Origin of the sequence: Winogradskyella psychrotolerans (assembly GCF_018860545.1) — a bacterium.
In the GTDB taxonomy this organism is placed as follows: domain Bacteria; phylum Bacteroidota; class Bacteroidia; order Flavobacteriales; family Flavobacteriaceae; genus Winogradskyella; species Winogradskyella psychrotolerans_A.
The window spans coordinates 96,642-109,236 of record NZ_JAHKPN010000026.1 but is presented as its reverse complement, the minus strand read 5'-3'; the positions used below and the strand labels follow the sequence as shown (position 1 = coordinate 109,236).

At 33.5% G+C, this 12,595-nt stretch carries 14 protein-coding genes; 2 read left to right on the top strand and 12 right to left on the bottom strand.

The features are described 5' to 3' along the window. Nucleotides 1-38 precede the first annotated feature (38 nt). From ftsY to KO515_RS09920, 8 genes are all read right to left on the bottom strand, one after another. Nucleotides 39-1,013: a signal recognition particle-docking protein FtsY gene (gene ftsY / locus KO515_RS09955; protein ID WP_215936211.1), complete on the bottom strand. Its 975-nt coding sequence runs from the start codon at nt 1,011-1,013 to the stop codon at nt 39-41. A gap of 194 nt (nt 1,014-1,207) precedes the next feature. Further along, the gene (locus KO515_RS09950) at nt 1,208-1,360 is read right to left on the bottom strand and encodes a DUF4295 domain-containing protein (RefSeq protein WP_008271041.1); all 153 of its coding nucleotides are present in this window, start codon (nt 1,358-1,360) and stop codon (nt 1,208-1,210) included. A gap of 6 nt (nt 1,361-1,366) precedes the next feature. Beyond that, nucleotides 1,367-1,549: a 50S ribosomal protein L33 gene (rpmG, locus tag KO515_RS09945; RefSeq protein WP_020896723.1), complete on the bottom strand. Its 183-nt coding sequence runs from the start codon at nt 1,547-1,549 to the stop codon at nt 1,367-1,369. Nucleotides 1,550-1,576: 27 nt separating this feature from the next. After that, nucleotides 1,577-1,813 (bottom strand): 50S ribosomal protein L28, encoded by a 237-nt coding sequence (gene rpmB / locus KO515_RS09940; protein WP_173588130.1) that lies wholly within the window; start codon nt 1,811-1,813, stop codon nt 1,577-1,579. Between the two features lie 161 nt (nt 1,814-1,974). After that, nucleotides 1,975-3,222, bottom strand: a complete 1,248-nt coding sequence (locus KO515_RS09935) for a competence/damage-inducible protein A (protein WP_215936210.1) — start codon at nt 3,220-3,222, stop codon at nt 1,975-1,977. Nucleotides 3,223-3,234: 12 nt separating this feature from the next. After that, nucleotides 3,235-3,576: an Hpt domain-containing protein gene (locus KO515_RS09930; RefSeq protein ID WP_215936209.1), complete on the bottom strand. Its 342-nt coding sequence runs from the start codon at nt 3,574-3,576 to the stop codon at nt 3,235-3,237. Continuing rightward, nucleotides 3,577-4,188: a fumarylacetoacetate hydrolase family protein gene (locus KO515_RS09925; protein ID WP_215936208.1), complete on the bottom strand. Its 612-nt coding sequence runs from the start codon at nt 4,186-4,188 to the stop codon at nt 3,577-3,579. Between the two features lie 86 nt (nt 4,189-4,274). Beyond that, nucleotides 4,275-5,051, bottom strand: coding sequence for a 3'-5' exonuclease (locus KO515_RS09920; RefSeq protein WP_215936207.1), 777 nt, complete (start codon nt 5,049-5,051; stop codon nt 4,275-4,277). Nucleotides 5,052-5,223: 172 nt separating this feature from the next. Between KO515_RS09920 and KO515_RS09915 the strand changes: the two genes are divergently transcribed. Then, a complete protein-coding gene (locus KO515_RS09915) occupies nt 5,224-7,446 on the top strand; it encodes a tetratricopeptide repeat-containing hybrid sensor histidine kinase/response regulator (protein ID WP_215936206.1) in 2,223 nt (740 codons plus the stop codon). Nucleotides 7,447-7,546: 100 nt separating this feature from the next. Here the strand turns inward: KO515_RS09915 and KO515_RS09910 are convergent, their stop codons facing one another. From KO515_RS09910 to recR, 4 genes are all read right to left on the bottom strand, one after another. Next, complete coding sequence (locus tag KO515_RS09910) at nt 7,547-7,699, bottom strand: hypothetical protein (protein ID WP_215936205.1); 153 nt, start codon at nt 7,697-7,699, stop codon at nt 7,547-7,549. A gap of 2 nt (nt 7,700-7,701) precedes the next feature. Further along, nucleotides 7,702-9,135, bottom strand: coding sequence for a dihydrolipoamide acetyltransferase family protein (locus KO515_RS09905; RefSeq protein ID WP_215936204.1), 1,434 nt, complete (start codon nt 9,133-9,135; stop codon nt 7,702-7,704). 90 nt (nt 9,136-9,225) lie between these two features. Continuing rightward, nucleotides 9,226-10,326, bottom strand: a complete 1,101-nt coding sequence (locus tag KO515_RS09900; protein WP_215936203.1) for a glycosyltransferase family 2 protein — start codon at nt 10,324-10,326, stop codon at nt 9,226-9,228. Between the two features lie 7 nt (nt 10,327-10,333). After that, entirely contained in the window at nt 10,334-10,951 is a 618-nt protein-coding gene (gene recR, locus KO515_RS09895; protein WP_215936202.1) for a recombination mediator RecR, read from the bottom strand. Between the two features lie 168 nt (nt 10,952-11,119). On the opposite strand from recR, the gene KO515_RS09890 reads away from it, so the two are divergent. After that, nucleotides 11,120-12,565 (top strand): sodium:solute symporter, encoded by a 1,446-nt coding sequence (locus KO515_RS09890; RefSeq protein ID WP_215936201.1) that lies wholly within the window; start codon nt 11,120-11,122, stop codon nt 12,563-12,565. Nucleotides 12,566-12,595 lie beyond the last annotated feature (30 nt).

Genomic DNA, 12,595 nt, shown 5'->3' with positions numbered 1-12,595 from the left:
CTCAGTTCATATTATAAATCCATCAAAAAAAATAGTGCTTATTTGAAGAAAGAATCTACAAATTCATATTTATTAAAGACTTGTAAATCTTCAATACCTTCTCCTACTCCAATATATTTTACAGGAATTTGAAACTGATCACTAATACCAATAACCACTCCTCCTTTTGCTGTACCGTCTAATTTGGTGACGGCTAACGACGTGACTTCGGTAGCTGCGGTGAATTGTTTGGCTTGTTCAAAAGCATTTTGCCCAGTAGAACCATCAAGTACTAAAAGTACATCATGAGGTGCATCTCCCACTACTTTTTGCATCACACGTTTTACTTTAGTCAACTCGTTCATTAAGTTCACCTTATTGTGCAAACGACCTGCAGTATCAATAATAATAACATCTGCATCTTGATTTACTCCAGATTGCAAGGCATCAAAAGCCACAGACGCAGGATCCGACCCCATTTCTTGACGTATCATAGGAACATCTACACGATCTGCCCAAACTTGTAACTGATCTATAGCGGCTGCTCTAAACGTATCAGCAGCACCAAGAACCACCTTTAAACCTTTCTTTTTAAACTGATACGCCAATTTCCCAATAGTTGTAGTTTTACCAACACCGTTGACTCCAACGACCATTAGAACATATGGAGTTTTAGAACCATCAACTTGTTTAGGTAATTCAGGAATAGTGTATTCTGTTTCTTCTCCAGATTTTGTTTCGGACAATAACGCAGCTATTTCCTCTCTTAGAATCTTATTTAACTCAGAAGTGCCTAAATATTTATCTTTAGCTACACGTTCTTCAATACGCGTAATCACTTTTAATGTGGTATTCACGCCAACATCACTAGTTACTAAAATTTCTTCAAGATTATCTAAAACATCATCATCTACTTTAGATTTTCCGGCTACGGCTTTATTTAATTTATTGAAAAAAGAAGATTTAGATTTCTCTAAGCCTTTATCTAAGGTTTCTTTCTTTTCGGACGAGAATATTTTTTTAAAAAAACTCATTTCTTTAGTTTAAACGTTTAAGGTTGAAAAGCTTTTAAAGTTCTTTTCTGTCTTAATTTATAATATTAATAATTGAAAGCAACAACCTTGCCCATAGTAATTTACTGCTAAGATGGCAGATGCATTCAAATATAAACATAAAAAAACTGCTTTCAAATGAAAGCAGTTTAGTTAATCTACATATAAACTGTAGTTTATTTCTTGTTTAAAAAGTCATTGACAAATTCTGGTGCCATTACTGATTCTACGAACATGTAAGCTCCAGTTTTTGGTGATTTTACCATTTTTATCGCTTTTGTCAAACGCTTCGATCCTGTCTGTAAAGATGCTACTGATTTCTTTGCCATGTTTTCTTATTTTATCTCTTTATGAACTGTCATACGCTTAAGGATAGGATTAAATTTCTTAATCTCCATACGGTCTGGCGTATTCTTCTTATTTTTTGTCGTAATGTATCTTGATGTTCCTGGTTGACCAGAAGTTTTATGCTCTGTGCACTCTAAGATTACCTGTATTCTATTTCCTCTTTTTGCCATTGTAAATTGACTTAAGCGTAAACGCTATTATTTGTAAAATCCTTTTGCTCTAGCTTCTTTTAACATCGCTTCGATACCAATTTTATTGATAGTCTTTAATGCTGATGTAGAAACTTTTAATGTTACCCACTTATCTTCTTCAGGAATGTAAAAACGTTTTTTAATCAAGTTTGCATCAAACTTGCGTTTCGTTTTATTCATTGCGTGTGAAACATTGTTTCCAACCATCGCTTTTTTCCCAGTAAGTTCACAAACTCTTGACATTGTTTTCTTTCTTTAGGTCTATAATTAATTTTCTGCTAACTCATATTGTTTTTAAAGGAAAACCTCTAGTAAAGTGACAATAAGAATTTAAAATCCGAACATGGATATTTTAAACAGGGTGCAAATTTAATAAAACTTTACGTTTCAGCAAATATAAAACTCTACTTTTTCAAAAAATATTTTTGAAGCATTTCAAAAGCTTTGTTTGTGGCTCTTCCAATAACTTTCTCGCGAAGGTTTCCAAAGTTAAAAACTTCAGAATATACCTCGTCTTTTGTAGCAATAGCAATCCATACGGTTCCAACCGCTTCATCTGAATCTCCTTTTGATGGACCAGCGTTACCTGTTGTACTGATAGCATAATCACTATCAAATAGTAGCCTTACATTTTCTGCCATGGCTTCTGCCACCTGCTTACTCACTACAGAATGTTCATTAATAGCGTCTTCTGAAACGTTTAAAATTTTTATTTTAGATTCTGTTGCATAAGTGACTACGCTTCCCTTAAAATACGCAGAGGATCCGGCATGCGCTGTAAATGATTCAGCAATTCTTCCACCTGTACAACTTTCTGCTACGGCAATGGTCTTATTCATTTCAGTTAAACGCTTACCTATTACAGCTTCAATAGATTCATCTTCTTCATAACCAACAAATACATCTTCAATTTGAGTTAGCAATACATCCACTTGCTTCAGTATTTCATTTTCTACAACAGATTTATCTTCAGCTTTCCCTGACAATCGTAAACGTACACGACCTAAACTTGGCAAATACGCTAGTTTTATAAAATCCGGTAAATTGTTTTCCCAATTTTCAATACGCTCTGCTAATGCACTTTCTCCTAAACCATAAGTTAGAATCGTTTTGTGCATTATATAAGGAAACTTAAATTTTGTTCGTAATTGTGGAATGACTTGCTCGGTGATTAAGGCCTTCATTTCGTAAGGTACACCTGGAAGTGACACAAACACTTTTCCGTTTTTCTCTAACCACATACCTGGTGCTGTACCATTATGGTTCATTAACACCTTACACTTAGAGGGTACTAAAGCTTGTTGTTTGTTAACTTCTAAAAGTGGAGCCGAACTATATTTAGAAAAAATCTGCTCCACATTTGCCAAAACAGCTTTGTCTTCCACTAAGGTATCGTTAAAGTATTCGCAAATGGTATGCTTAGTAATATCATCTTTAGTTGGTCCTAAACCACCTGTTACAATGATGATATCAGCATTCTCTTCAGCTTCTTTAAGGGCTTTCAGAATATGCGATTTTTCATCTTGTACTGATGTAATCTGATAAATTGAAATTCCGAATTTATTAAATTCCTTACCTAAAAATGCAGAATTTGTATCTACAATTTGACCAATGAGAATTTCATCTCCAATGGTAATAATTTCTGCTTGCATTTCTAAAATCGTTTAAAGTCCAAAATCGGCTTTAATTTCATTAACGGCATTATCTACCGCAGTTAATACGGTTATAAGTTGTTCATCGACATTTTTGTCGGTCTGCTCAAACTTTCCCCAATCTTGAACTTCAATCAACGTATCTAAAACTCCAAGTTCAAATAAATCGATGGTAGGTTTCATTTTGTGAGCCGCTTGGTAGACTTCTTTATAATCCTTAGCTGGTACCCCTGTTCTTAAACGTTCAGCATCTTCTGGAACTTCTTCTATAAAAGCTGCTGCTATAGCTGAGACAAAATCTTCGTCGTTATCAGCCATTTCTCGAACACGATGTAATTTATAATATTGTGACATTTACTTTATTTTTATTGAAAACATTTCCTCGTCTTCAAGATATCCTGTTAATCTATCTTCTGCAAAAACTTTACCAACACCTGCTGGTGTCCCCGTAAATATAATGTCTCCAATTTTTAAAGTAAAATATTTTGACACATATTCTATAATTTCATCAATTTTCCAGAGCATCAGCTCCGTATTTGCGTCTTGAACTACGGCATCATTCTTTCTTAAACTGAAATTGATGTTATCTATATTCTGAAATTTAGTTTTAGGTAACCATTTTCCAACAACAGCAGCACCATCAAAAGCCTTTGCTTTTTCCCATGGTAATCCTTTTGCTTTTAATTGTGCTTGAAGATCACGTGCTGTGAAATCTATTCCAAGGCCAATATCGTCATAATATTTATGTGCAAATTTTCTGTCGATATACTTCCCTACTTTATTGATCTTCACTAAAACCTCAACTTCATAGTGAACATCATCAGAAAAATCTGGAATAAAAAATGGCTGTTTCTTTAACAAAATCGCAGTATCTGGTTTTAAAAAAATAACTGGATCTGTCGGTTTTTCGTTTTCTAGTTCTTTAATGTGGTCGGTATAATTACGACCTATGCAGATTAGTTTCATATTTCTGTCATTCCTACCAAAGCAGGAATTTTATTAATTCAACCTTTATTTTATAGTATGGGTTCTTACCTTCGCTGGGATCACAATTAACTCAACTTATTATTAAACTGACGCAGTTTAATAGCTGTTAATACCTTTTTGGTGTATAATGGAAAATCAGCATTTAGCAACCAACCAAAATAACCGGGTTCTTTTTCTAAAACATCTAACACACGTTTTCCTTTATGTTTTCCAAATGAAAAACATTCTTCACCTTCTTTATTAAAGATTAAGAAACCAGCAAAATCTGCAAATTTTTTACGTGAGCTAAATTCAGCTAAAAACTTGGTATTATTTTCTAAGTCGTCATAACGATCTAATTGTGCTTTTAAAACTTCATATGTAGCCTTAGTGTCTGCCTCTGCGCTATGTGCATCATCTAAATTTTTATCGCAATAAAATTTGTAAGCTGCCACCAATGTACGTTGTTCCATTTTATGGAATATGGTTTGCACATCTACAGATTGGGTATTCTTCATATCGAAATCAACCTCTGCGCGCAACAATTCTTCTGCCAATAATGGAATATCGAAACGATTAGAATTAAAGCCACCTAAATCAGAATCTTTAATTAGATTATAGATCTCCTTAGATAAGTCTTTAAACGTTGGCTTATCTGCAACATCTGCATCTGAAATACCATGAATTGCAGTCACCTCTGCAGGAATTGGCATTTCAGGATTTACCACCCAAGTTTTAGCTTCTTCCTTTCCATCTGGATACACTTTAAGAATGGAAATTTCTACGATTCTATCTTTTGAAATATTAATACCTGTAGTTTCTAAATCGAAAAAACAGATGGGCTTTGTTAGGTTGAGTTGCATTCTAAATTATTTTTTTACAAAGGTACTCAGATTCTTTAAGAAAGTCCTAATCGGTAAGTAAATAAGCTAAAGACATTTATACATGTCAACACGATAAATATAAATAAGTAATTAAAATAAATTTTATCCTTTTAATATTTTAACCGATATTTAAACACCTTACCGAACTCAAATGCGAATTTTACTACTTACCCTAACATTCATTGTCTTACACAACAGCAGTTATACACAAAAAAATGAGACTAATCCTGATGACATTTTAAACGCAACTGAAACTAAAGTCACTGCTCATATTGATTCTATTAAAAGCTTAATGATGGCAGACTTCTATAAAGAAGATTATAGCTCAACTATCATTAAGGCAAAACGTCTAATCGAATACAAAGAAATCAATAAATATCCTGAGAAAGTCGCAGAAATACGAAGTTACATTGCAAATTCTTATATGCGATTGAATGATTCGGTTAGATCCTTGGAATATGCCAACAAAAATATAGCGCTTGGAAAAGAACTGAATGATTCTAATATTATACTAGGCTCGCAAATTGATCTCGGAAACATATATTTAACCTTTAATAAAATAGACGAGGCCCTTAATTCACTCAAAACAGCTTTACCTCTTGCCACAGAAACAAATGATGAAACGCGTCTTTTTATCCTCAATTATAATATTACAGAAATATACTTAGAATACTTAAACGATTACAAAGGCTCCACGCCTTATTTAAAAGCCGCAGAAAAATATGCTCCAAAAACATTTATAGTTGGACTAGCCGGAATCAACCTATTTAAAGCGCATTATGCATTTCAAGAGAAAGACTATCAATTAGCTTCTATTTACTACCAGGAAGCTATTGATTTGGCAAAAGAATCTAACCACACTGAAGTATTAAAAAAAGGTTACCATGGTTATATTGAGTGCCTTTCCCAAAAAGGGGATTACAAAAAAGCCTATGAAATAGGTAAAATAAAAGACAGTCTTTCAGTTGCTCAAAGCAAATTAGAAATTGAAAAATCGGCAAAAACGCTTAAAACTAGCCTTGAAAATTCACGAAAACAAGAAGAACTAAAAACTGAAGCTCTTAGAAATGAGTTAATAATTGAAAAGTCAGAGACTCACAGAAAATTATTAATCTTCAGCGCCATCGTTTCTCTTATTCTCCTTAGTCTCTTGTCTTACCTTTTAAAAGTCACAAAAAACAGAAGGAAACTAAACATTGAATTAAAACTTAAAAATCAAGAATACTTAGAGGCGAAGTTAGAATCTGAAAAATTAGCAGAAGCCAAATCTCGTTTTCTCTCTACTATGAGCCATGAACTTCGCACTCCATTATATGGTATCATTGGATTAAGCACCGTACTAAATAATGACAGCAACTTAAAGTCTCACAAAACCGAGTTGCAATCTTTGAAGTTTTCAGCAGATTACCTATTAAACCTCGTAAACGATGTACTTACCTTAAATAAGATGGATTCTGATGAAAAAATCAAGTTCGAATCGAAGCCGTTTCATCTCAAAGATTTTCTCAATAATATTAAAGAATCATTAGAATATTTAACTAGACAAACCAACAATGAACTCATTATAACTTTAAACCCTAAAATTCCAAATTGGATAACGGGAGATCAAACTAAAATGTCTCAAGTACTCATCAATTTATTGGGTAACGCTTTAAAGTTTACTTCTAACGGGAAAGTAGAACTAATTGTAAGCTTATTAGACATTAAAGAAAAAGACATAAAACTTAAATTCGAAGTAAAAGACAATGGTCTTGGAATCCCGATAGCCGACCAGAAAAAAATCTTTGAGGAATTTGGACAACTTAAAAACGAGGGAGATATTCAAGGCTCTGGTTTAGGACTTACTATTGTGCAAAAATTACTCATAGACATGAAGTCTAATATTCAACTAGAAAGTGTCGTTAACGAAGGTTCAAATTTCTTCTTTGATATAACATTCGGAATTACACAAAAGAATCATGTAAGCAAAGACACTCATGATGATGTTTCAATCGAGATACTTCGTGGCAAAAAAATATTAGTTGTAGATGACAATAGAATTAATCTTATGGTAACTAAAAAAACATTGGAAAGCCATGACATTATTGTAGATATTGCTACTAATGGTCAAGAAGGTATAGACAAAATTATGCTAACGGATTATGATTTAGTTTTAATGGATGTTCATATGCCTATAATGGATGGTATTGAAGCAACAAAAGAACTCCGTAAACTTCAAAAACCTGTTATTGTAATTGCGCTAACAGCTGTAACACAAGACGAACAAGACAACCGTTTTAAAAGCGCCCAATTCAATGACTCTATTGTTAAACCGTATAAGGTTAACGAGTTTATAAAAACACTAGCATCTAATCTTGTGAAAAAACCTTCATAAAACAAAGGTGCTTTACACTTCGAAGTACCTAACTAACCTATACTATATAAAAAAAGCACCGTTCTAAACTGTGCTTTTTCTATAATTTTAAGCTAATTTTTTAGGTTACAAATAACAAAACTAATACGACTAAATAATAAAGAATTGTAGACGCAACAGATATAAGTATAATACCACCTATCCAATATAATATAACTTCACCTACTTCAACAAGTTTGGCTTTCGTTTTATTATCAATTAGTTTTTTAGACATTATTATATTTCTCTATCCATATCCCAAGCTTCCAAATAATCTTTTACAGCTTTTACAAATTGTCCTCCAAGCGCTCCGTTTACAACGCGATGATCGTATGAGTGCGATAAGTACATTTTAAAACGAATACCAATATAATCTCCTTCTGGTCCCTCAATAACAGCCGGTGTTTTTCGAATAGCACCTAAAGCTAAAATACCAACTTGTGGTTGATTAATAATTGGTGTTCCCATAATACTACCAAATGTACCAACATTGGTTACAGTATAAGTTCCACCTTGTATATCATCTGGATCTAATTTCCCTAAACGCGCTCTATTAGCTAAATCGTTGACACGTTTTACCATACCGTATAAATTTAACTGATCAGCGTTTTTAATAACCGGAACAATTAAATTACCATCAGGTAAAGCGGCTGCCATACCAACATTAATCACTTTCTTTTTAATGATTTTACCTCCTTGAACAGAAATATTCATCATCGGAAAATCTTTCAACGCTTTAGTAATCGCTTCCATAAAAATTGGGGTAAAGGTTAAGTTTTCCCCTTCACGCTTCACAAAGCCATCTTTAACTTTCTTTCTCCAGTTCCAAATATTAGTAACATCAGCCTCAATAAACGACTGCACGTGTGCAGAGGTTTGTACTGAATCTACCATATATTTTGAAATGAGTTTCCCCATTCTGGTCATTTCAATAACCTCATCTCCTCCTGAAACTGAAATTGGCTTTTCAGCCGGTTTGTCCGCAAGCTTTTCAGCTTTTGGCTTTTCTTGAGCTGACGTTGCATCACTCTTAGTTTCTTCGATTGAATTTCGACTACGCTCAGCATCTAGCGTTTTCGTATCACCACTCTTAGTGGCTGATATAGGTTCTGCTACATTTTCTACTGCAGGTTCAGGACTTGGTGCAGAACTACGAGATTCTAAATACGCTTTAATATCATTTTTAGTTACACGAGCGTCTTTTCCTGTTCCAAGAATGGTATCTAATTCTGCTTGAGAAATACCTTCTTGCCTAGCTATGTTTTTTACTAATGGAGAATAAAAACGATCTTCAGAAGACACAACAGGTTCTACTGATGCTTTTGCTGCCACAACCGTTTGCGCCACTTCTGCCACAACTTTTGGCTCCACTGGCTCAGCAACCGATTCTGGTTCTGCCGCAGGAGTTTTCACTTCTACCGTTTCTTCACCCTCAGTTTCAATGATTGCAATGGTCTGTCCGACTTGCACAACATCATCAACGTCAAATAGTTTTTCTACTAAAATACCATCGACTTCACTTGGGACTTCACTATCTACTTTATCTGTCGCAATCTCTAAAACAGCTTCATCTGCCTCAATTGTATCTCCAACATCTTTAAGCCATGAGGTTATGGTTGCTTCTGCAACACTCTCTCCCATTTTAGGTAACTTAAGTTCAAACTTTGCCATATCTATAATTTGTAGGTCGTTATTCGCTAATCGCGTGCAAAATTACTAAAAAAATCGCTGTTTTGCTGATTTTTATTCAACAAATACAGATTAGAAATGAAGCACTTCACCTCTATTGATTGCACTGTCACTTCCGATGATAAATTTACTGTTTTTTGGAATAAATCTAAAAACAATATTTTCTTGCATCGATTTTTGTTTCATATCCACAATTACCGCACTCGAAGTCAAGCTATTAAAATCATATACAAGCATACTACAATCTTTAACCTCTTCTTGTATTACTGTTTCAATTTGCGTTGGTTTTGGTAATAGTTTAAGTAATGTATTATCAAAATCAGTTGAATATAAATAAGAGGCCTTCAACTTTATGACGTCTTCAACAGGACTCTTTCGCATGAGCTGTGCCATTTTAATACCAATCCAAACAACGGTATTAAACACAAAATTCTGCTTAAAATGCTTTTTATAAAAAATCTGCATCGCTCCGTAAAACCGTTTCGCGTACTGAGCATCTTTTAATGTGCTCTCTCCTTTAAAATGAATAACAGTTGTGGCTCCAAAGTAAAAATTATCATATCCTGCTTTTAGTACTTTATATGACAAATCAATATCTTCACCGTACATAAAATAGTCTTCATCAAAACCACCTACAGCGTTATACACGTCTTTTTTTAACCACATAAAAGCTCCAACTAAAATATCTACTTTTCCTGTGTCTTCAATATCGACATGATTTGCGTAATAATCATTACTACGGCCTAATACTTTTTTTAAGGACACTTTTGGTGTAGGAATATGACGTTTGCTTTCAGGAAGAAATTTACCTTTTCCATCGATAAGCTGACAACCTACAATACCAAGATTTTTTTTAGTTTCTGTAAACTTTATAAGTTTAGTGAATGTATCTTCAGCCAATACAGTATCTGGATTAAGAATACACAAATACTCTCCTTTAGCCTGAGCGACTCCTATATTGTTTCCTTTTGAAAACCCTGAGTTATCTTTATTCTCAATTAATTTTACTAAAGGAAATAATTGCTTCACCATAGCACAACTATCGTCAGGTGAATTATTATCTATAACTATAATTTCTGCATCAATATGAGCAATGGCAGCTTCCACACTTTTTAGACATAATTCTAAAAAGTAGCGTACATTATAATTTAATATGATGACAGACAGTTTCACTATTACATTATGATTTTAAAGATGCTTCAAAAGGCACACGATCTACAATACTGCGTCCTAAAGTAATTTCGTCTGTATATTCTAATTCGTTTCCTGCTGCAACACCTCTTGCAATAGTTGATGTTGCCACCTTATAATCTTGTATCTGTCGGAAGATATAGAAGTTTGTAGTATCACCTTCCATCGTTGGACTCATGGCAAAAATTAATTCTTTCACTTTGCCTGTTTTTACTTTTTCAACTAAGGACGAAATATTTAAATCTTGAGGACCAATACCATCCATTGGAGATATTTTACCTCCTAAAACATGATACAAACCCTTAAAAGAACTCGTGTTTTCTACAGCCATGACGTCTCTTATGTCTTCAACGACACAAATTAATTCGCTATTCCGGTTTGGGTTTGAACATATTTCACACAACACCGTATCACTAATATTATGGCACGATTTACAAAAATTAATTTCCGCCCTCACCTTTGTTAATGCATTAGCCAATTGAAAGGTTTGACTATCTGGCTGACGTAACAAATGCAAAACCAATCGCAAGGCCGTACGCTTACCTATCCCTGGTAATTGCGACATTTCGTTAACTGCGTTTTCTAAGAGTTTTGATGAAAATTCCATAGCTGCGAAGGTAAAGATTTTTAGACATAAAAATGGAGTTGTTTTAAAAGTCTATTTTTAAGTAAATTAACACTTACTATATTATTTTTAATAATTAATTCTATTTAAAGACAGTCTTATTTTTTGAAATATATTACTTTCATAAATTATACTAAAAATCTTACTATCATGTCACCAACATCAATCCTCCTTTTAATTGTATGCTACTTTGGGTTACTTATTTTGATCTCATATTTTACAGGAAAAGAAGATTCAAATGCTGCTTTTTTTAAGGCCAATAAATCGGCTCCATGGTATTTGGTAGCTTTTGGAATGATTGGAGCATCATTGTCGGGAGTGACTTTTATTTCTGTTCCTGGTGCTATTGAAGCTAAACAATTCGGCTATTTACAAGTCGTTTTTGGTTACTTTTTTGGATATTTAATTATAGCCTACGTATTATTACCGCTTTATTACAGACTAAATCTTACGTCAATTTATACGTATTTAAAAGACCGTTTTGGGATTGTAAGTTACAAAACAGGTTCGGTTGCTTTTCTTATCTCTAGAACCGTTGGTGCTGCATTTCGTTTGTTTTTGGTAGCTAAAGTGCTACAGCTTTTAGTGTTTGATTTGTTTGATATTCCATTTGCCATAACCGTAATAATTACTATTGCTTTAATTTGGCTTTACACCTTTAAAGGAGGTATAAAAACCATCATCTTCACCGATACGCTTCAGACGTTATTTATGTTAGTCTCCGTTGTGGTCACCATTGTATTTTTAGCTTCAGCATTAGATTTAAATAGTATTGGTGAAATTATAACCTATACTAAAGAAAGTAATCTCAGTAAGGTGTTCTTTTTCGAAGATGGCAATGATTCACAATATTTTTGGAAGAGCTTTTTATCTGGAATTTTCATCACTATCACTATGACAGGTTTAGACCAAGATATGATGCAAAAGAATTTAACCTGTCGTAATCTAAAAGATGCTCAGAAGAACATGGTAACGTTTAGTATTGTTTTAATTTTTGTCAACATACTTTTCTTAGTCCTTGGATTAATGTTAACGCAATATGCAGCTACCAACGGCATTACCGCAACTAAAGATGACTTATTTCCAACCATAGCCATGCTTCCTGAAATAGGCATTGTGACCTCAGCTTTCTTCCTATTGGGCTTAATTGCTGCTGCTTATTCTAGTGCAGATTCTGCTTTAACCTCTTTAACCACATCATTTTGTTTCGACATTTTAGATATTGAAAACAAACCTGAGACAACAAGAAAAGGTTTAAGAAAACGCGTTCATATTGGCTTTAGTGCCGTCCTGGTTTTAGTCATCTTGTTATTCGATTTAATTTTTAAAGATGTCTCTGTGATTTGGGAACTTTTTAAAGCTGCCGGGTACACCTATGGTCCGTTATTAGGGCTATTTGCTTTTGGACTAATGACCAAATACCAAATTAAAGATAAGTTGATATGGATTATTGCGATAGTAGCACCTCTCATTTCATACATCTTAAACTTATATTCTAAAGAATTATTTAATGGCTATGAAATTGGCTTTGAAATCTTAATTATTAATGGCTTGCTTATGTTTCTAGGAGTCTTCTTTATTAAAAAAACAAAATAATACAAAAAAAATTACATAAATGTTAAAAAT

Excerpts from the sequence above, each read along its gene's own strand:
- ftsY (WP_215936211.1), bottom strand. The coding sequence starts at position 1,013 with ATGAGTTTTTTTAAAAAAATATTCTCGTCCGAAAAGAAAGAAACCTTA.
- KO515_RS09950 (WP_008271041.1), bottom strand. The coding sequence starts at position 1,360 with ATGGCAAAGAAATCAGTAGCATCTTTACAGACAGGATCGAAGCGTTTG.
- rpmG (WP_020896723.1), bottom strand. The coding sequence starts at position 1,549 with ATGGCAAAAAGAGGAAATAGAATACAGGTAATCTTAGAGTGCACAGAG.
- rpmB (WP_173588130.1), bottom strand. The coding sequence starts at position 1,813 with ATGTCAAGAGTTTGTGAACTTACTGGGAAAAAAGCGATGGTTGGAAAC.
- KO515_RS09935 (WP_215936210.1), bottom strand. The coding sequence starts at position 3,222 with ATGCAAGCAGAAATTATTACCATTGGAGATGAAATTCTCATTGGTCAA.
- KO515_RS09930 (WP_215936209.1), bottom strand. The coding sequence starts at position 3,576 with ATGTCACAATATTATAAATTACATCGTGTTCGAGAAATGGCTGATAAC.
- KO515_RS09925 (WP_215936208.1), bottom strand. The coding sequence starts at position 4,188 with ATGAAACTAATCTGCATAGGTCGTAATTATACCGACCACATTAAAGAA.
- KO515_RS09920 (WP_215936207.1), bottom strand. The coding sequence starts at position 5,051 with ATGCAACTCAACCTAACAAAGCCCATCTGTTTTTTCGATTTAGAAACT.
- KO515_RS09915 (WP_215936206.1), top strand. The coding sequence starts at position 5,224 with ATGCGAATTTTACTACTTACCCTAACATTCATTGTCTTACACAACAGC.
- KO515_RS09910 (WP_215936205.1), bottom strand. The coding sequence starts at position 7,699 with ATGTCTAAAAAACTAATTGATAATAAAACGAAAGCCAAACTTGTTGAA.
- KO515_RS09905 (WP_215936204.1), bottom strand. The coding sequence starts at position 9,135 with ATGGCAAAGTTTGAACTTAAGTTACCTAAAATGGGAGAGAGTGTTGCA.
- recR (WP_215936202.1), bottom strand. The coding sequence starts at position 10,951 with ATGGAATTTTCATCAAAACTCTTAGAAAACGCAGTTAACGAAATGTCG.
- KO515_RS09890 (WP_215936201.1), top strand. The coding sequence starts at position 11,120 with ATGTCACCAACATCAATCCTCCTTTTAATTGTATGCTACTTTGGGTTA.